At 59.6% G+C, this 18,788-nt stretch carries 17 protein-coding genes and 1 pseudogene; 10 read left to right on the top strand and 8 right to left on the bottom strand.

The annotated features are described in order from the left end of the window. Positions 1–113: 113 nt before the first annotated feature. Positions 114–1,217, top strand: a complete 1,104-nt coding sequence (locus ACNKW1_RS13365) for a hypothetical protein (protein WP_345794666.1) — start codon at positions 114–116, stop codon at positions 1,215–1,217. A gap of 270 nt (positions 1,218–1,487) precedes the next feature. Then, positions 1,488–1,886, top strand: coding sequence for an NF038104 family lipoprotein (locus ACNKW1_RS13360; RefSeq protein ID WP_418365090.1), 399 nt, complete (start codon positions 1,488–1,490; stop codon positions 1,884–1,886). A gap of 64 nt (positions 1,887–1,950) precedes the next feature. Here ACNKW1_RS13360 and ACNKW1_RS13355 read toward each other — a convergent pair whose 3' ends face one another. Beyond that, positions 1,951–2,568, bottom strand: coding sequence for an SOS response-associated peptidase (locus ACNKW1_RS13355; RefSeq protein ID WP_418365089.1), 618 nt, complete (start codon positions 2,566–2,568; stop codon positions 1,951–1,953). 39 nt (positions 2,569–2,607) lie between these two features. On the opposite strand from ACNKW1_RS13355, the gene ACNKW1_RS13350 reads away from it, so the two are divergent. Beyond that, entirely contained in the window at positions 2,608–2,997 is a 390-nt protein-coding gene (locus ACNKW1_RS13350; RefSeq protein WP_418365088.1) for a hypothetical protein, read from the top strand. 324 nt (positions 2,998–3,321) lie between these two features. Here the strand turns inward: ACNKW1_RS13350 and ACNKW1_RS13345 are convergent. After that, positions 3,322–4,467 (bottom strand): annotated as a pseudogene (locus ACNKW1_RS13345) (ISAs1 family transposase). A gap of 420 nt (positions 4,468–4,887) precedes the next feature. Between ACNKW1_RS13345 and ACNKW1_RS13340 the strand changes: the two are divergent. Together ACNKW1_RS13340 and ACNKW1_RS13335 are read left to right on the top strand one after the other, a co-directional pair. Next, entirely contained in the window at positions 4,888–5,181 is a 294-nt protein-coding gene (locus ACNKW1_RS13340; RefSeq protein WP_418365087.1) for a DUF1778 domain-containing protein, read from the top strand. After that, on the top strand, positions 5,178–5,678 hold the full coding sequence (locus tag ACNKW1_RS13335) for a GNAT family N-acetyltransferase (RefSeq protein WP_418365086.1): 501 nt from the start codon (positions 5,178–5,180) through the stop codon (positions 5,676–5,678). Before ACNKW1_RS13340 ends, ACNKW1_RS13335 begins: the two co-directional genes overlap by 4 nt. A 26-nt stretch (positions 5,679–5,704) precedes the next feature. Here the strand turns inward: ACNKW1_RS13335 and ACNKW1_RS13330 are convergent, their stop codons facing one another. The 3 genes from ACNKW1_RS13330 to ACNKW1_RS13320 all read right to left on the bottom strand — a co-directional run bounded on the left by ACNKW1_RS13330 (position 5,705) and on the right by ACNKW1_RS13320 (position 6,551). Beyond that, positions 5,705–6,025 carry a helix-turn-helix transcriptional regulator gene (locus ACNKW1_RS13330; RefSeq protein WP_418365085.1) on the bottom strand — a complete coding sequence of 107 codons (321 nt, stop codon included), beginning with the start codon at positions 6,023–6,025 and terminating at the stop codon, positions 5,705–5,707. Between the two features lie 95 nt (positions 6,026–6,120). Continuing rightward, on the bottom strand, positions 6,121–6,393 hold the full coding sequence (locus ACNKW1_RS13325; protein WP_418365084.1) for a hypothetical protein: 273 nt from the start codon (positions 6,391–6,393) through the stop codon (positions 6,121–6,123). Next, a complete protein-coding gene (locus ACNKW1_RS13320) occupies positions 6,369–6,551 on the bottom strand; it encodes a hypothetical protein (protein WP_418365083.1) in 183 nt (60 codons plus the stop codon). Before ACNKW1_RS13320 ends, ACNKW1_RS13325 begins: the two co-directional genes overlap by 25 nt. Positions 6,552–7,807: 1,256 nt before the next feature. Between ACNKW1_RS13320 and ACNKW1_RS13315 the strand changes: the two genes are divergently transcribed. The 5 genes from ACNKW1_RS13315 (at position 7,808) to ACNKW1_RS13295 (ending at position 14,055) form a co-directional block, all read left to right on the top strand. Beyond that, a complete protein-coding gene (locus ACNKW1_RS13315; RefSeq protein WP_418365082.1) occupies positions 7,808–7,948 on the top strand; it encodes a hypothetical protein in 141 nt (46 codons plus the stop codon). Continuing rightward, on the top strand, positions 7,948–9,150 hold the full coding sequence (locus tag ACNKW1_RS13310; RefSeq protein ID WP_418365081.1) for an MFS transporter: 1,203 nt from the start codon (positions 7,948–7,950) through the stop codon (positions 9,148–9,150). The genes ACNKW1_RS13315 and ACNKW1_RS13310 overlap by 1 nt, the downstream gene beginning before the upstream one ends. Positions 9,151–9,395: 245 nt before the next feature. Beyond that, positions 9,396–10,190 carry a TorF family putative porin gene (locus ACNKW1_RS13305; protein ID WP_418365080.1) on the top strand — a complete coding sequence of 265 codons (795 nt, stop codon included), beginning with the start codon at positions 9,396–9,398 and terminating at the stop codon, positions 10,188–10,190. 340 nt (positions 10,191–10,530) lie between these two features. Next, positions 10,531–12,717, top strand: a complete 2,187-nt coding sequence (locus tag ACNKW1_RS13300) for an FAD-dependent oxidoreductase (protein ID WP_418365079.1) — start codon at positions 10,531–10,533, stop codon at positions 12,715–12,717. A 144-nt stretch (positions 12,718–12,861) separates the two neighbouring features. Beyond that, positions 12,862–14,055, top strand: a complete 1,194-nt coding sequence (locus tag ACNKW1_RS13295; RefSeq protein ID WP_418365078.1) for an MFS transporter — start codon at positions 12,862–12,864, stop codon at positions 14,053–14,055. Between the two features lie 124 nt (positions 14,056–14,179). Here the strand turns inward: ACNKW1_RS13295 and ACNKW1_RS13290 are convergent, their stop codons facing one another. The 3 genes from ACNKW1_RS13290 to ACNKW1_RS13280 form a co-directional block, all read right to left on the bottom strand. Continuing rightward, positions 14,180–15,700 carry a gamma-aminobutyraldehyde dehydrogenase gene (locus ACNKW1_RS13290; protein WP_418365077.1) on the bottom strand — a complete coding sequence of 507 codons (1,521 nt, stop codon included), beginning with the start codon at positions 15,698–15,700 and terminating at the stop codon, positions 14,180–14,182. A gap of 344 nt (positions 15,701–16,044) precedes the next feature. Next, positions 16,045–17,496 (bottom strand): sigma-54 interaction domain-containing protein, encoded by a 1,452-nt coding sequence (locus ACNKW1_RS13285; protein ID WP_418365076.1) that lies wholly within the window; start codon positions 17,494–17,496, stop codon positions 16,045–16,047. Positions 17,497–17,549: 53 nt separating this feature from the next. Then, positions 17,550–18,689 carry a PAS domain-containing protein gene (locus tag ACNKW1_RS13280; protein ID WP_418365075.1) on the bottom strand — a complete coding sequence of 380 codons (1,140 nt, stop codon included), beginning with the start codon at positions 18,687–18,689 and terminating at the stop codon, positions 17,550–17,552. Positions 18,690–18,788: the final 99 nt, after the last annotated feature.

Raw genomic sequence — 18,788 nt, 5'->3', positions numbered from 1 at the left:
CAACGCCCGGGAGCGCGCTGTCGAGCTTAGCTCGGCGATAGCTGCATCCTGCTTCGGTTCCCGCCGGGACGAACGTCAGCGTCGCGGCGCTGACTTCATAACGAGACAAGAAAATGCTTTCTGAACTTGGTTTGAGCGTGGCCCGTTCCATCCCCGTTGAGCAGGTGATTGGTTTGGCGACGGGCAACCTGAGCCTTCACGGTGGGGTGATCCGGGACGCTGCAGGTCGAATCGTCTCCCACTTGGCAATGCCGGCTTCTGCTGGCCTGCTTGGTGCGGTTCCAGGCTTGGGCGCGATCGGGTCGGTCGTGACCGGAATCCAGATGCAAGCCTTGAGCGCGAACGTGGCTGCAGTGAAGGCGGCGACCGATCAGATCCTGAACTACTCGATCGCGACCACCGCGCTGTCGGGCTTGGGTATCGTCACGTCGGTAACTGGCTTCGCCTATCTTGCTTCTCGCCTGAACCGCATCGACAAGCGGCTGAGCACTCTTGAGAAGCAGACGAAAGCCATCAAGCAGTTCCTGCAGTCTTCGCAGCATGCCCAGCTTATGACCGCGGTCGATCACCTGCGTCTGTCTCAGCAGGCCACGGATGGCGAGACGCGGCGACACTTGCTCCTTCAGAGCAAGCAGCTGTTCACGACCCTGGCCCATCACTACAAGGTCCAGCTCGGGGAGATCGACGACATCACCGAACTGAATGCGACGGAGGACTGCTACGTCCTCGCCTGCCTCGGCAGCGTGATGGCGATGAGCGACCTCGGCATGGGTGAGGCCGCCCGGGATGAAATGCTTCGCCACTACGCCGACTGGCGTGTGATCGCTCGCAAGCACTGCGGCAAGCTGCTGCTCAAGGATGACCCTGCACGCCTGTTTGACGCCCGGTACGTGCAGTCGGTGCCGGCCGCAAACCTGATTCGCTTCCTCGACTTCACGAACGACAGCAACCGCGGCGTGCAGTGGTTTGACGAGTTACGGCGAACTCTTGACAAGGCCACACTGGTCCGCAGCGCGATGTCAGTCGTCGAGCCCGCCTGCATCGAGTACGCAAACAAACTGCTGGTGAAGAACGAGGTGTTGCAGGGCTTCAACGCCCATATGGGGTTCCTGGCCGAGAAGAAGCTATCGCTCTCGTACTTTGCCCAGAGGGTCGAGGAGATCCGGGAACGAGAGGGCGCGAAGTTCCTGGTGCTGCAGAACACCGCTTCAGCGTAGCTGCATGGCAGACCGTCGGATCGATGAGCAGGGAAGACGATTGACCCGTCACCTGCTGTTGCTGGGGGTATCTTTGGGGGTATGAAAGGACTTAGAGGTCTTAAAAGGCTTTCGTTATGTGGCTTTTAGGCAACAGTTCGATAGCCCTTCGGCACCAAATACAAAAGGCCAGACATTGCTCTGGCCTTTTTCACGCCTGCCCGAATCCCCAGTGTTGGCGCGGGTTTCGCGTTTCGTGCGAAAAGGGGCGCCAGCCCCGCCACCCCTGTTTTGGGTGGTTTTTCTCCCTTCCTGTTCTCTGTTTCTGCGAAAATCCATTTTCGCACGCGGCCTATAAAAATCAATGGGTTGCAAGAGAACGGTTTGGCCTGTCACTTGGCAGGCGAGGGCGACAGTGGAGCAACGGACACCGATCGGTATCCTCCAGGTGTTTCAGCCGCCAACACCCCCGCTACTCGGAGCGGGCTCTTGTCCGTCCATCGCTACCCCCCGCGCAAACGCTCGCACTGGCTACTGCTGGTTTGCCTGGTCACCGGACTTTCGGGTTGTGCCGTGATAACCGTCGCTGACGCCGCGGTATCGGTGGCCGCGACTGCGGTTAAAGTCACCGCGAAGACCGTTGGCGCGGTGGCCGACGTGGCGATCCCTGATGGGGACGACAAAGAGTAAGGCGCGCGGGTCGGTTTGACCCGTTACATGGCAGGCGAAGGCGACAGATCGGTGGCTGAGCGGATCAGCGCGGTGCCGGCTCGGCCACGAAGTCGCGTGCGTCGAAACCCCGGAAGAACGCCTGCGCCGCGCTTTCGGACTTTGCCCGCAGCCAGTCTCCCCAGGCGTCGTCGGGCAGGATGACTACCGAGCGCTTCTCGTCGCCTAGCTTGTGGAATCGCTGCATGAGGGGATGGCCATCGGCGTTGATCGTCAGCAGGGTCATCGACCAGAAAGGCGCCCCGGCCTCGTTCTCTTTGCGTTCCCACAGCCCGGCAATGCCCATCGGCTTGCCATCGGCGCGTCGGATCGCCCACCGCACCGCCTTGCCGGTCTCGTAGCAGGGCTCGTAGAGCACCTCGGCCGGCACGATGCAAAGCTGCCCGCGCTGCCAGGCCTGGCGAAACGACGGCTTCTCGCCTAGAGTCTCCGATCGCGCGTTGTAGTTTGAGCGCATGATCTTCAGGTCGTCTGCCCATGTTGGCACTAGCCCGAAAGTGGCGGGTGTCCACTGGCGCGGGGCGAAGTTGGTGACAATCGGCACGACCGAGGCCGGATAGGCCTCGCCATAGGCGAAGTCCGGTGGCGGGAGCGGGAGCGCGGCGAGCGCTTCGCGCGAGGCGGGGCGGTAGTTGGCGCACATGGGATACGATGCAACGCATCTGCAAGACGAGGATAAATCATGGCCCAACGAAAAGGCGAAAAGCTCGGCTGGACCTGGGGCTGGATCGGCGGCTTTGTCTGGGTGGCAATCGTCGGGGTGGTTTTTCTTGCACAGGGCCAGGTAGCGGCGGGGAGCGTCGGGATCGGCCTCTTTACAGCGGCCTGCTGGGCCATCCGTCGTTTTGCCCCGTGGCGCCACCCGACAACGCCTTACTGGCGCCTGTACATCGTACTGTACGTCCTTTTCTTTGCGACGATACCTTGGGCCCTGTGGGGGTTTGGCGCGCGGGATGACGAGTCATTCAACGGCTGGATGCTGCTCATGCTGTTGCCCACTCTGACGCCCATACTGATCATGGGCCGGAAGACCTGGGTTGATGGCGAGCCGGGGGCTCAAGAAAAAAGTTGATCTGTCTCAGACGGCACCACACCGCGAGCAAGTGCCACGACGACAAGTGTGCGGAGTTGCGGGTCCTTGATGTGGATCGGCTACAGGACGAGGCTCGCAGTGCCAGGCGAGGGCTCTGGGCGGACAGAAGCCCGATGGCGCCTAGGGATTGGCGGAAGCGTTAACCAAGGTGGTTTCGAGCAAAGTGGGTGCTGCTCCGCGGCGGCGGGATCCGGCCAACTGCTGCCGGCCACCATCACTCCACACCGGGCGCCTGAATGACTGCTTGAGTCTGAAACCCGCCAGAAGGGCAATTCCAGCAGGGCTTCCGCAGCTACGCATTCATCATTCATCGTCATCCTCGTCAGGCGCTTCGAAGCCCAGCAGTGCTGCGCGGAACTTGTCGGATGTCGCGGCCAGTAGTCGCTTGGTCTTGATGCTGGTCTTGATCGAGGTTTCGAGTCGGATGAGGTTGAGGGCCATGTGGCGGACCAGCTCGAGGTTGTGGGCGACGTGGCCGGAGCGAGCGCGGGCGTAGTCATCACCGAACTGAACATCGAGACACCAGTGCAGACGATTCTCGACCTCCCAGTGGCTTCTGACTGCCTGCGCGATCCGCTCGGCGTCTGCGGGCAGGCTGCTGATGTAGCAGACGCGCTCGATGCTGGTGTGATCGCCCACCGTTCGGATGCGTTCGATCACGGCGAAGCTGGCGACATCCTTCTAGGCGGCGGGGTTGTGAAGCCGATCGGCGGCATCGTAGACGCGGCAGCGACGCACTTCGATCCTGCCGTGCCCGGTGCTCGTGCTCTCGTGGGTCGAAGTCGGTGTCAGCGGGCCGCGTGGGTCGAGGTTGGCGAGGATGATCGAATCGTGCAGGTTGCGGTGGTTGTCTTTCACACACAGCACGTAGTGCGCACCACGTTCGCGAATGGTGCGCGCGATCTTGGTCTGCGTGCCCATCGCGTCGATGGTGACGACGCAGCCCGCGATGTCGAACACCTTGAGCAACTCGGGAATCGCTGTGATCTCGTTGCTCTTCTTCGCCGTGGCCGTCTGCCCCAGCACCACGCCCACGTTGGCCGCAAACGCACTGACCATATGCAGCGGCGCAGCGGCCGCCTTGCTCGTGGTGCGTCGGCTCGCCTTGCCATCGATTGCGATCACCTGATCCTGGGCCAACGCCGGAATGATGCCGCCCACCCAGGTGCGAAAGGCCTGCTCGAACTGCTTCGGATCGAGCAGCGCGAACACCCGCTCGAAGGGATCGGGGGAGGCCACGCCGTAGTCGAGCCGCAGAAAACCCCGCAGCCACGGCAGTTTGGCCTGTCCCCACTGCGAGATCTCCTCGAAGTCGTCCGCACCGCTGAGCGCCGCGCACACCGCCACGGTGAGCAGTTCGCTCAACCTGTGCCGCGTCTGTTGCGCGTTGCGCCAGTCCTCGAGCCCCTCGAAAACCTCCACCAGGTCGGCCAGCTTCCCTATGTCCATCGGTCGCCCAAAAAGATAGGAAGCTACACAAAACAAGGGCTTGTGAACAGGGGTGTCGCAAGTGCTTGATCGTGAACATCATTCTGGAGTGGTCAACGACAAGCGGCTAGCTGCGGGAGCCCTGGCTCGCCTCCGGGGATTGCACCCGGACTGCATGAGGCTGTTTGGGGGAAAGCCCTGGCGCCCCTGGACGCGGTCGTCCGAGTCAGCGTCAGGGTCCTTTCCTTTTCGTGAGATCGAAGGGGGCGTTGCCTGGTGGTCACGAGTTCGATTGTCAGGAGTGGGATCGAACTCGGAACATCCTGGGGTCGGAACGCGGGCTACGTCGTCAACCAAGGGTGCCAGGCTGCTTCCTAACTAGATTGCGTTTGTCGATTGTACTAACATTGCGTCAGTTGAACTAACAAACGAGGTGCCACTATGGTTTCCATTGCATCTTCTCCTGCTGTTCGTTCCGCCCGCTTGGGGCTGCGCGCCACGCCTGAACAGGAAGTCGTGCTGCGCCGTGCTGCCGAAGTGGCGCGTAAATCCCTGACCGATTTCATTCTTGACAGTGCTTGCCTGGCCGCCGAACAGACGCTGCTCGATCAACGATTGTTCATGGTCTCAGGCAGCCAGTACCAGGCCCTGTTGGATCTGCTGGATCGCCCTGAGCAGCCTAATGCAGGCTTGGCCGATCTGTTCAGCCGAAAAGCACCGTGGGATGCCCAGTGAACTTGTCTCGACCAGAACCTCTGGGGAGTCAGCATGAACTCGATGGTTTCGACTGCGGCAAGCCAGCCCTGAACGACTGGTTGCTGCGCCACGCCCGGCAAGCCCAAGGCCGCGGATCTGCCAAGACCTTTGTGGTGGCGGACGATGGTCGGGTTGCTGGTTACTTCAGTTTGACCGTCGGCCAGATCGACACCCTGGAAGCACCGGAGCGCATCCGGAAAGGGATGGGGCAATATCCGGTGCCGGTGGTGATCCTGGCAAGGCTGGCCGTATCCCAGCAGGATCAGGAGCGCGGCATCGGCTTCGGCCTGTTGCAGGATGCCATCCGGCGCACGTTGCTGATTGCCGATCAGGCTGGCATCCGGGCCATGCTGACACACCCCATTGACGAGGATGCCGCGAAGTTCTACACCCGGTTTGGGTTCGTCGCCTCGCCACTGCGGGAGCGGCAATTGCTGCTGCTACTCAAGGATGCTAGGAAGGTCGTGATGGCCTGAGTTCAATTCTAGGCGCGGGATCGAACTCATGGCACCCTGGGGTCGGAACGCGGGCTGCCGAGGAAAGCTCGCATACGGGTGAGCACAGCCTGCTGCTCGGGGTTGAGCTTCACTTCTTCGGGTTGGGTAGGTGGCATGGTCTCTTGAGCGACCGGCTGGCGGGGAGGGGCGGGCTTGACCGTGCTGTTCGCTTCAAAAGCCCTCACCGCGGTGAGCGGGTAACGAATGAAGTTGCCGAGTCTGATGTACTCCGGGCCTTTTCGTAGTGTCCGCCAACGCTTGAGTGTGCTTGTGCTCGTACCCAAGTAGGTTGCAAGTTCCTGCTCGTTCAAATATTCCGCATCCATGGCCAGGGTCCTCCTGCGTTGTTGAGTGGGTCCGCATGAAGGCGCTGCGCGGGGGACGAGTCAACCCCTTTTTCCGGTTTGAGCGCTAGATCGCGCTATAATCCGCCAGAAGAAGTTGACGCGATCAGAACTTGAAAAGCCGTCAAAATTCGACGAAACGCGCCGATGATGTCTGCAATGCGGAGAGCATAATCAGTCATCTTGAGTCCATGTGCCGCGTCAGCACCACCAAGAATTCCATGAAAAAAACAGCGCATTACACTTTGCAGTGTGATGCGCTGTTTTGCTTTTGGCTTCTGGAGTTCGTCTCCCGGATGCTGCGCGATTTCGGCTACAACGCCTTTCAGCGCCCGCAGCCCTGGCGCCACATCTCTTCCTTGTGATACCGGCGCTGTTCCCGCAGGCGTTCCATTTTCCGTGACGTGCCGCCGATCCGGCCGGCCGCGTCGATTCTCTTGATTTCCCGTTCGTGCCCCTCGCACGCACCTTCGCTATCGATGAACTCGGGAGGTGTGCGCGCGATCATGCCTACGCCAGCACCGCTATTGCGTGCTGTTGCCAGCGACGAATACTGCACTGCCGGCCCGGGCGGGGGCGACACGAAGCTGACCGTTCCGCCCACCACGGCTGCCTGCTTTGTTCCGGTCGGGCATGGCTCTGCCTGGTAGAGGACGCCGCTCGATCCCTAGCAGCGGTAAAGCCCGTTTGCCGGGGGCGCAGCCTGCCGGCCCAACGCTGGGGTGTTGTCCGGTGCGAGCGGGTCGAGCCGCGACCTTGTTTCCGGCGTGCCTGTTCTTGGTGCTGCGCTCTCATGCATCGGGGTCGGGTGCAGTGCGTCCCACCAAAGCAAGCCTCCCACACCGCAGCCCGTAAGCACCGTCAGCACGAGTGCCAGTATGTTGTTCTTCATCTTCATGACATTTCTCATAAGCATTCCTGCGTAACTGTATCCATCCAGGATTGATTGGTCTGTGACCTCCGGTACGGTGCCGACATTGACACTTGAGGGGCGAGCCGCGTTGGCGTTAGGCCATCCGCTCCGGTGGACGCGTCTGGCGCTTGGCAATCTCGGCGATCAGGTTCGTGGTTTCGTTTGCTCCCTCGCCCTGAGGTTGAGCAATGCCCTGATCACCAGCGGCCACATCATCAACCAGGACAAGGCGGGGCAGGGGAGGTGCTGAGAAAATGTCATCTATGCGCTGCGTTTGCGCAGCGATTTGGCTGCTAACAGCGCTTTACAGGAATAAGAATAAATATCAATAAGCTCTGTCTATCATATATTTCAAGAATTTAATCTCACGCATTGATTCCTTGATCTATGTGGCACACCGCTTGCTAGATCCTGCTTTACAAAAAGTGAGCTACGCCAGCGTGCCCTTGGACAATTACGAATGTCCAGGCGCTTGCCTCAAGCAACCAAGACAAGGAGACAAAGCCATGAAGAGTGCAGGCCCCTGACGTAACGCATTTGCGTTTCGCGACCCCAGTTCATGGTTCCAGTGTATGCGCCGAAAGCGGTGTGATACGCGTGTGCTCGCTCGGGGAATGCGTTCGCAAATGTACGCAGGCTGTCCGCCAGATAGAAAACCGATGCCCCGCCTCGTTGTACAGCAAGTGTGATTCTTCACGCACATTCTGTGTCTGCGAATCGCACTGTATTGCGGGCGGTTTAGGAAGATGCCTCTGATCAGAGGCTCAGTCGAGAATGCCGGGCCCGGGATGTGAAGCCTGGTGTACCTGGTTTCCAGATCATTTCGCACCAAGATGCGAGGAGACAGTGAGATGAAGCAAAACAATACTTATGGAAAGCCCTTGCCGGGTAGAGCTCTGGGGTATGAGCTGAGGGCTTTCAGCAGTACTTCGCTCATGAGCATTTCAAGCGTGGTCGTCAAGAAAGTGGCTGTCGAAGAAGGGGGAGTGTGATGAAGAGTCTACGTAATCTTGCCCCGGAAAACTGGGGTCTCGTCCTCTCTGCGTTCGCATCGGCTTACGGCGTTGGCCTGCTCGGTCTCTGGGCGCTGCCCTATCTGATGGGCGCCATGATTGACGGTCTTGGTATCGACGAGGCGCAGGCGGGTCTCCTTCTTTCTGCAGAGTTCGTATTCGCTACGGTGGCGTCTTTGGTTGTTGCGCCGGCTATGGGGAGAGCCCCGCGGCGAACCTTGGCGCTCGTCGGTGTCGCCATCGCAGTGGTCGCGAATATCTTCTCGGCCTCTATCCAGGATATTTACATCCTTACGATGATGCGGTGCATCGCCGGGATCGGCGCTGGACTGTGCCTGGCTTCGGGCAATGCCTGCGTTTCAAGTGCAGAGAATCCAGACCGGATGGCTGGGCAGATGAATGTGTTGATCGTGATTCTGTTCGTCGGGATCATGTACAGCTACGCGCACGTGATGTCCTCTTTCGGGCTGTCGGGGCTTTTCTACGCGCTCGCTGCGACGCAGGCAGCAATGCTGCTTTTCATTCCCCTCATGCCGCAGCGCCCCCCTGCGCACCACTATGAGCATCATGCTCACAAGCCGGGGCGCAACCTCTTTTCGATGGCCTCGGTGTGCATGATGGCTGCGGCGTTTTTCTTCGCCATGCGCGATGCGATGGGATGGTCCTTCGTGGAGCGTGTCGGTATCAATGCGGGTTATGACGTCGAGGATCTTGGGCTTCTGTTCTCGGCCCAGGCCATGGCTGGCATCATCGGCCCAGCATTGGCAGCAATCGTTGGCAAACGGTTTGGTTTTGGGATCCCGCTGTTCATCGGCATCATCGGGTCCGGTTTGGTCAGCTTGGGATATGTGCTCAGTGAAAGCTCCATCCTTATCTACTCCATCGCAGTGATGGGTATCACGCTGACATATTTCTACACGCTCGCCTATATCACTGCGCTCGCAGCCGCGCTCGATCGCCAGGGGCGTGTGGCCGCAGCAGCAGGCAGCTTCCTGATCTTGGGGGTTGCCGTGGGGCCGGCTGTGTCCGGGTTGCTTGTGACTACCGGCGGCTATCCCCTGGTCGGTTGGGGGATCGGTGTGGCGGTTCTGGTCACTGCGCTTGCGGCGCTGGTGCCTCTTGCTGCCCTCCGACGTGAGCATCAACCAATTGCGCCGCCGGTTGCAGAGTCGCTGACCTGATTCGAAGAGAAGGGCTGGCCGTTCCCGGTACCCGCCAACTCGGCGAAGGCGCTGTCTGTCCTTGGATCTTCCTGTGCGCTTCAGCTCAACCCGTAGGTTGAACTGAAGCGCAGGGTCCGACGTTCCCCAATTCAAGCCCCTCTTGTGTGCAAGGCAGCCGCTTGGTTGCCGGAGTGCTCATGCGCTCGTGCGGGCGATTTCCGCGCACAAGGCATCGATTCAACAAGTCAAAGGAGGTTTACGCGATGAAAAACACCTATTTCAAGAGCGCGGTTCTTGGAGTCGTTCTTTCTGGCCTTGCAGTGGCAACGCCGACTGCGTTTGCGAGCGATGCGGTAGAGCCCGCTTTTACGGCGAGCGCAAACGTTGCAATTGTTTCGAACTACACGTTCCGCGGGGTTACCTATACACAAGGCAAGCCGGCGGTACAGGGAGGTTTCGATCTTGCCCACAGTAGCGGAGCGTATTTGGGCGTTTGGGGTAGCAATGTTAGTGAATCGCCGCTCAACGGGGCGGCAGGGGAACTTGATATCTATGGAGGCTATGCGAATTCGGTCGGAGCGATCGGCTACGACGTCGGCTTCCTGAGGTTCATTTTCCCGGGCGGGCAGATCGCAGGAACCGGCGAGAAGTACGACACGCTTGAGCTCTATGCGAGTCTCAGCTGGGAGTTCTTGAATATAAAGTACTCGCGCACCTTGAGCGACTACTTTGGATTCAATGACAAATCCTTTGGTCTGGGGCGTGGGGACTCCAAGGGATCTCACTATGTCGAGGCGAATGTCGCCTATGAGTTCATGCCGGGATGGACATTTGTCGCGCATGCCGGCCATCAGTCCGTGAAGAACTATGGAGAGTTCGACTTCAGTGACTGGCGGCTGGGGCTCACTCGAGACTTCGAGGGGGGCTGGCAGGCGGGCGTCGCCTGGGTCGATACGGATGCCGACAAGGCGCTCTACACCATCTGCAATAGCGGGGGCGGTGCGTGCAAGGACACCGGCGCCGGGAAGTGGGTCGTGCACCTGAAGCGCGCCTTCTGAGTCTTCGGACTTCGATGCAAGCGGCATTGTGCGCTTGAGTCGCCCTTCGTTCGCGAATCCCCGGATGCAGAGGGCAACGGGCTGGCTGATCGTGATCTTGGGGGCAGCGTCTACCCGGTTCCAAGCACGAGAAGATTGCGATTCAGCGCATTGCAAGCAGATTCGCAGCGCGCTGCAGAAATGCAGCAACCCCCGTGCCGCCATGTAAGCCGTCGCGCTCGATGTGAAGACGAAGCCGCGGAAATATATGGATTATTAATGGTGGCACTAGATTTGCTTAAGAGATCGAGACTAATCGCCGGCGTTCGTTCGGCAGCTCTCACGAAGGAGGAAGTTGGAAATGGCACGTGATCCGAAATATGACATTTTGTTCGACAAGGTAGCGATCGGACCGAAGGTTTCACCAAACCGGTTCTTCCAGACCTCGCACTGCGCAGGTATAGGTTCCGAGCGTCCGGGAACGCAGGCGCTGTTCCGTGGGACGAAGGCCGAAGGTGGTTGGGGGGTGGTTTTCACTGAGTTCTGCTCCATTCATCCTGAATCCGACGAGTACCCGTACACCTCCGCCCGGCTCTGGGATGACGGTGACGTGCGTAACCTGCGTCCGATGTGTGACGAGATCAGAAAGCACGGTTCCTTGTCCGGGGTTCAGCTTTGGTACGGTGGAATTCACTCTCCTCGGCTTGAGTCGCGTGCCGTCGCCCGTTCGGCCTCCTGCCTCCCTTCCAACCTTCTGCCCGCACGCACGCTCTATGCCTCCGAGTGCGACGATGACGATATCCAGGCCGTGATCGACATGTATGTCCTGGCTGCCAAACGCGCGCAGGATGCGGGGTTCGATCTGCTCGAAGTGACCGGTGGCGATAGCACGTTCCCGATTCAGTTCCTTGAGCGTCGCTACAACAAGCGCACGGACAAGTATGGTGGCTCGCTGGAGAACCGGGCCCGGGTGTACATCGAGCTCATGACTGCGCTCAAACGGGCCTGTGGCGACACGAGCGCCATCACCACCCGCTATGAGATTGATACCCTTCAGGGCCCGCATGGTCTGCAGGCGATGGACGAGGGGATCAAGTTTGTCGAACTGATGCACCGCGAGGGGGTGTGTGACCTCTGGGCGGTCAAGATTGGCGACTACGAGGAGTGGGGCGAGGACGCGGGTACGTCCCGATTCCGCAAGTCGGGCTGGATGCTTCCGTTCGTGAAGGAAACGAAGAAGGTCGTCGGCAACGTTCCGGTCGTGGTGAACGGCCGGTATACGAGTCCGGACGACATGATCAGCGTGATTCGGGGGGGCTTTGCCGACATCATCGGTGCAGCGCGTCCGTCCATTGCGGATCCGTTCCTGCCGAAGAAGATCGAAGAAGGGCGCCTTGAAGACATCCGCGAATGTATCGGCTGCAACCAGTGCGTTTCGAAGTTCAACCAGTGTGGCCTGCTGAACTGCACCCAGAACGCAACCGCGATGGAAGAGTACCGCCGCGGCTGGCACCCCGAGCGCTTCGAGAAGGCCAAAGACACGTGCTCCGTGCTGGTGGTGGGCGCTGGACCTGCGGGCCTCGAGTGTGCCCGGGTGCTCGGTGAGCGTGGCTACGATGTCCACCTGCGCGAGGCTGAGGCGGAAATCGGTGGCCATCTGCGCAACGTGATCCGGTATCCGCGTATGAACGAGTGGGGGCGTGTCATTACCTACCGCCAGATTCAGCTCTCGAAGATGAAGAATGTCGAGGTGCACGTTGGGGTTGGCAAGATGACTGCCGATGATGTGCTCAACTACGGCGCAGACAAGGTCGTGATCGCGACTGGATCGCATTGGGCGACAAACGGTCTGGGTGCCGAAGGACATAGCCCGCTGCAGGGTTGTGATGCCTCCCTGCCGAACTGCCTGACGCCCGAGCAGATCATGAGCGGCAAGCCCATCCCGGGTAAGCGCGTTGTGGTGCTGGATGGTGATGGCCACTTCACCGGCATCAGCATGGCTGAGCTTGCGGCGGATCTGGGCAAGGAGGTCACGCTCGTGACCAACATGTCCGATCCCGCGGAGTACAGCCAATTCACCATGGAGATTCAGAACAACAAGCGATTGATGCACGAGAAGGGCATCACCGTGATGCGAAACCACTGGGTCGACTCCTTCGAGAACGGAAAGCTGACCCTGTTCCATTTGTATCGCCATGGTTGGGCGCTCACCGAGCCCGAGAACGGAAAGATGCCGCGCCGCGAAAGCACGGATGTTGTGGTGCTGGATGTCGATGCGGTGATCCTGGTCACCTCCCGTGTGCCCAATCACGATCTGTACCAGGAACTCAAGCAGCGCAAGAGCGAGTGGGAGGAAAACGGCATCGAGGCCATTTACCGTGTTGGTGACTGTCATGCGCCGCGCCAGATCTCGGACGCCGTGTTCGACGGACATCGACTGGCGCGCGAGTTCGACAGTCCGAATCCGCAGTATCCGCTGCCCTGGATCCGCGAACGGCAACTGTGGGGATCGGAGACGGTTCCGACCATTCAGGACCGTGAAATCTGATCGTTAGCGTTCTCCTCGACTGCACCGCATCCCTTGGGTGACTCCTTGGGTTGTGGTGCAGCTTCGTTCTGCTTGGCCTGATCATTTCAGCCCTTGACCCCAACAAGGCAGGGCCTGCGGCTGGAGTGTCTTTGTTCCGTTTCAATGCCAACGAATCCTCTTTCGTCGCGTCAGCGTGCGCTGAGCATCGCAGCTGTCGTCATCTCCACCCTTGGCGTGGGGATATCGTACGGTATCGGCTATCCACTGACCTCGCTGACCTTCGAGAAATGGGGCTTGGATGCCTGGATGTCCGGGCTGGCCGGGGGTGCGCCAGCGCTTGCCATCTTTCTTCTTCTCCCGCTCTTTCCGCGCTTGGTCGGATGGCTTGGTCCCGTGCAATCGATGACCTTGGGTTGTTTGATTGTTGCCAGTGGATTCATGCTGATGGCGGTGCTGCCCATCCCGGAAGCATGGATTGCGATCCGTTTCCTGATGGGGGCCGGGTTGGCTCTGCCTTGGTTGGTTGGTGAAACCTGGATCAACACGGTGACGACCGACGCGGCAAGGGCGCGGATGATCGCGCTCTACTCGATCGCGCTGTTCTCGGGTTTTGCGGCGGGTCCCTTCTTGCTCGAGATCGTCGGGATAGACGAAATCTGGCCGTTCCTGATCGGCGCGCTCGGAATCATCCTGGCCGTCGTGCCGATTCTGCTGGCCACTCGCTTGGCGCCCGTGCTGCCGTGCCACTCCGAGACTGGCGTAGCCGGGGCATTGCTGCTCGTTCCGGTGGCGATGACAGGCGCTTTTCTGGGAGGCTTCCTGGAGATGAGCCACTTCTCGCTGCTGGCAAACTATGCGGTTCGCAACGGCATGACCGGTGAGGAGGCGCTGCGTTTTCTTACCGTCTGCATGGCGGGCGGGGTCGTGTTGCAGTTCGCCATCGCGTGGCTTGCGGATCGATTGCCGCGGGCCCTCGTGCTCATCGCACTGGCTGTCTGTTTCGTCATCACAAGCACAGTGACGGCGGCGTTGATCGATACGGGCTGGCTGGCCCACGTCCTGATCTTCATTGTCGGCGGGCAACTCGTGAGCTTCTATACCCTCGCCCTTGCGATCATCGGTGAGACCGTTCCAGGCCGAGATCTGGCCGTCGCAAATGCGGCATTCCTGATCATGTACCAGGCAGGTGCGATCCTTGGCCCGACGGTCTCGGGCCTTGCCATGTCAGCCAGCCCTGATTTCGGCTTCATCGGAACGATGATCGTGGGCACGCTCGTTGGAATCCTGGTCCTCTGCTTCTTTGCGCGCAGGCAACCCAAGCATGGACGGGGCCTGCCAGGTACCTCTGCCCCTTGATTGGTGCTAGTGCGTGGTCGTAGCCACCCGCTACGGTCCTCGGAAGACTGAAGGGCGGGCGCTCATGCACCCGCCCTTACGCGGAGGAAGGGTAGCCTCGATCCGCGGTCCATCCCAGGCTGGATCAGCTATTCGAGCTCATCACATGCTTGACGCGTGTGTATTCCTCGAATCCATAGGCCGACAAGTCCTTGCCGTACCCGGAGCGCTTGAAGCCGCCATGCGGGGCTTCGGCGGTAAGCGGAATGTGTGTGTTGATCCAGACTGTACCGAAATCCAGCTCGCGAGAAAGTCGCACGGCACGCCCATGGTCTCGCGTCCACACGCTCGACGCCAGCCCATACTCGACGTCGTTGGCTTTGTCGATCGCATCCTCTTCGTCCGAGAACTTCTGTACCGTGATTACCGGGCCGAAGATCTCGGTCTGGATCGCTTCGTCATGCTGCTCCAGACCTGTGATCACAGTCGGCTCGAAGTAGTAGCCGGCACGGTCGCCTTGCTTGCCTCCGGTCTCCACCTTTGCATGGGGCGGAAGGCGATCAATGAAGCCCTTGATTCGCTCCAGCTGGCTGGCGCTGTTCAGCGAACCGTAGAGCGCATCCTTGTCGTCCGGGGATCCGAAGCGGGTATTGCGCGCCGCCGCGACCAGTTTGGCGACGAAGGCATCGTGTACGGATTCCGCGACCAGAACGCGTGCGGCAGCCGTGCAGTCCTGGCCGGCATTGAAGAAACCGGTTGTGGCGATATGGGAGGCAGCAAGATCCAGGTCGGCATCCTCAAAAACCACAACGGGAGCCTTGCCGCCAAGTTCGAGGTGAGCGCGCGTCAGGTTGGCGGCTGCGGACGCCGCAACCTCGAGTCCCGCGCGCACGGAGCCGGTGATGGACACGAGCGCCGGGGTTCTGTGCGAGACGACCTTTGCGCCGGTGCTTGCATTGCCGAGAACGACGTTGAAGGCGCCCGGGGGAAAGTGGGGTGCGGCGAGTTCAGCCAGCAGCAGGGTGCTTTCGGGGGTTGTGTCGGCGGGCTTCAGAACGACGGTATCCCCCGCGGCGAGCGCGGGAGCAATCTTCCATACAGCCATCATCAGCGGGTAGTTCCAGGGGGTTACCTGGCCCACGACGCCCACGGGCTCCCGGCGGATGCTGGACGTGAGGCCGTCCATGTACTCCGTGGTTGCCTTTCCCTCCAGAAAGCGGGCAGCTCCGGCGAAGAACCGGATCTGATCCACGGAAACCGCAACCTCTTCGGCCGCAATCATGTGCTTGAGTTGGCCGGTATTCCGGCTTTGCGCCTCGATCAGCCGGTCGCCATTCTTCTCCACTGCATCAGCCAGCGCCAACAGGGCTTTCTGTCTTGCAGAGGGCGTGCTGCGTCCCCAGGTCTTGAATGCAGCGCGCGCAGCGGCGTAGGCCGCATCCACGTCTGCATCGTTCGAATTCGGGCTGCGTGCATATGCTTCGCCCGTCACAGGGCTCACCAGCTCGAAGAATTCGCCGCTTTGAGAATCGACGTACTGCCCGTTGATGAAATTCTTGAGTGTATTTGTACTCATGGCGTCTCCTTCTTTCCAGGTATGGACAATCAATTGGTATTGCCGGTCATCGTCACACCCGAACAGGGGCGCTGAATATGTGCGGTTCACAGGCGTCAGCCGATCGCCGCAAAGCGGTCTGCGATCGGAATGCGCTCGTTCTTTTGCATCTGCAGAGGGGGCGAAGATCCACTGCCGTGCTGCGAGACCGAATGGGCGGTTCGATGTGGTGATCCTTTGCCGCCCACCTTGACTCAAGCGCAAATATTCAGCGTGAAAATACGATCGGGCTTGACGGACGAATTAAGCATGTTCCATGCCAGTCTGGGAGGGCATGCTTTGCTGGATTCTGCTGGGTGAGCGCAGGATTCGTTCGCGGATTGACGGTGCACTTGCAGCGGATGTGATGATTTTCTGCAGCACTCTGAATAGGTGCGCTCGACACACACCGGTATTTAATTCGCCTTGCTCTTGCGAACGATCGTGGCGATGTCGACGCCGAGCAGTTCAGCCGCCTTGCGTTTGCTGCCCTCGGACTTGATCGCCGCGTCGATCAGCTGAGATTCGTAGCGTCGCACAGCAGAGCGAAGATCAAAACTGGAGGAGACTGGCGGAGGGAGTGAATCCTCGGTGGATTCGTTAATAAGCTCGGAGGCCAATGGTGGCCGCGCCAAGTCAATACTTCTGTCAATCGGAAGGTCAGATGCTGTCGCCACGCTGTCACACACGACTGCAAGGTATTCGACTATGTTTTCCAACTCTCGAATGTTGCCTGGATACGAATAGCCTTGAAGATGGGCCTGGCAGCCACTATCAAGCTTGAGTGGTGTCGCGCGACGCCGATTCACTTCGGCAAGAAAGCGCTCGGTCAGTGGCGCAATCAACTCCTGCCTTTCCCTCAGTGGGGCAAGGTGCAGGGTGACTACGCTTAGGCGATAAAAAAGGTCACGTCGGAATCGACCTTCCGACACAAGTTGCCCAAGGTCCCGGTTGGTTGCGGTAATGATCTGCAGGCGCAGCTTTCGTGGAACAGTCGCTCCGACCCGTTGCACCATTCCTTCCTCGAGAACCTGAAGAATCTTTGCCTGACAGTGGAGGGGAATCTCGCCGATCTCGTCCAGAAACAGGGTTCCTCCATCGGCAGACTCGATAAGGCCCTTCTTTCCCTTGTTCAAGGCACCGGTAAATGAGCCGCGCTCGTAGCCGAACATTTCAGATTCGAACAAAGAGTCAGGGATGGAGCCACAGTTCACATGAACGAAGGGGCGGCCACTCGAGCCCGAACGCCGGTGCAGGACGCGGGCCAACTCGCTCTTGCCGACGCCGGACTCACCCAGGATCAGCAGGCGACTACCCATCGAAATAGCTCGAAGTCCGCGCTGGAGCATCGTGGTGGTCGCATCTCCGATGATGACGGGATCCTTCCCGCCGCGCCCGTTTTCGTTCGATTGCGATCCAGGCGGGGCGGATGCATCTCCGCCTTCCGCTTCGGCAACGAGTTTCTTGAACGCACTGAGATTTCTCAAAAGGATGAGAAAGCAGTTCTTTTCCCCGTCGATATGGCGATGAATGCGGGTGGATAACAGATAGCTTCGACCTTCATGGTCGCTGATCACCTTGTTCACCCTGCCACCGCGCACAAAGATGTCGATCACGTCTGCGAACTGAAGATGCGATTCTGACGCGAAGCCTGAAAGCGTCTGCCCGACCACTGTCTTCCGTGCCGTCTCCGTAATGCTCTCGGCCGCGGAGTTGATGTATCGGATGATTCCGCTGCGGTCGACCAGAATCAACCCGTCCGGCATCATGTCTCCGAGCGCTTGCCATCGCTTGTCTGCGAACAGGGGCTCGAGGTCGACACCTGAAAAGCCGTTGGAAAAACTCTCCGCACTGCTCAGGAACTTCATTCCCATCCTCCTCCTCCGTGCCTATGGAAGGCAGGGGCTCGTACTCACCCGATCTAGGTCAGGTTCTCTGTGGTGTTTGCCGGGCGAAGTGACAGTACGAAGCGCTCAGGCGCTTCTTCATCGACTGGTGCGCTCTGGATATCGCAGAGAATCGGCTTGCCGGCCTGTGCTTTGATCTCGGCCAGCCAGCGTTGGCGGTTTATGCTGTACCAGCATCCGCCGCCGGGCAGTGGGCAGTCAAGGTCGAGAATGGAATTGATGTCGTTCTCCAGTAATTGCTCGGCGTTCCATCCTGAAAGTCGTTCGAATGCCGGGTTCAGGGCAATTACCTCTCTGTTGCGGTTCACCACGACAATCGCGTCAGGAGCTGCACCCAGAATGCTGCTCACATCACGGGCTTCCTCGCTTAACCGGTTGTTCGTCCTGCGGAAATCCGTGACATCCCGAACCGTACCCCACATTCTCAATAAGTGGCCGTCGTGTATCTGGGTCCGTACGGTGTTTTCAACGTAAATCGGAGCGCCATCGTGGCGGGTATCGATGCTGAGGACGCCGTCGATCGAAAAATTCGCCTCCAGAATCTGACGAACGAAAGCCTCATTCTCGGCCGTCCGTGGAAAATACTGGGCGACGGGCTGCTTGTTCAGGTCGAGCCCTGGCGGCAGGTTGTAGATGCGCGCCATGGAGCTGTTGCACATGAGCCAATGACAGTCATTCTCGAACACCTGCCGAATCACGTCGTCATCGTCGACGGAGAGGTCCACTGGCTCCGAGAATTCGATGCACCACATCGCTTCCGATGAGAGTTCTGCAAAGCTCTCGAGCAGCGCTTTGGACTGCACGAGGTCGTTGATCCAGCGCTCGAACCCGGGAGTTGGAATGGCCGTCACGCGCCATGCGGATGAATGGTCCGGGAGCGTGATTCTTCCGACCTGGGCGGCGACGGCAATCATGCTCCCCTCGCGGGTGAGGAGGGTCAGCATGCTGGGTGTCGGGGGTACGCCAACCGGGAGCGTTGTGGCGAGTTCGAGCAGGATCTTCGTGCTGGCTGCTTCGACAAGCTGCGAAAGATGCCGTTGCCCACACGTGCCCAAGAGGTTCTCTGCCGATGGGCTGCAATACCTTATCGTCTCGGTCTCGTCGAAAACGAAGATCAGCATTGCATCAAGATCGCACGTGCCATCAATAGTCATGACATTTCTCTAGCGGCAATGAGGGGATACCGGGACGAAGCATTCTACGGTCGTTTGGATACGACTGGGCAGGGGCCAGCAGTTCCTGCATCTGGCTGT

The organism is Thauera sp. WH-2, assembly GCF_048321015.1.
Lineage (GTDB): Bacteria > Pseudomonadota > Gammaproteobacteria > Burkholderiales > Rhodocyclaceae > Thauera.
This window is presented reverse-complemented; position numbering and strand designations above follow the sequence as displayed.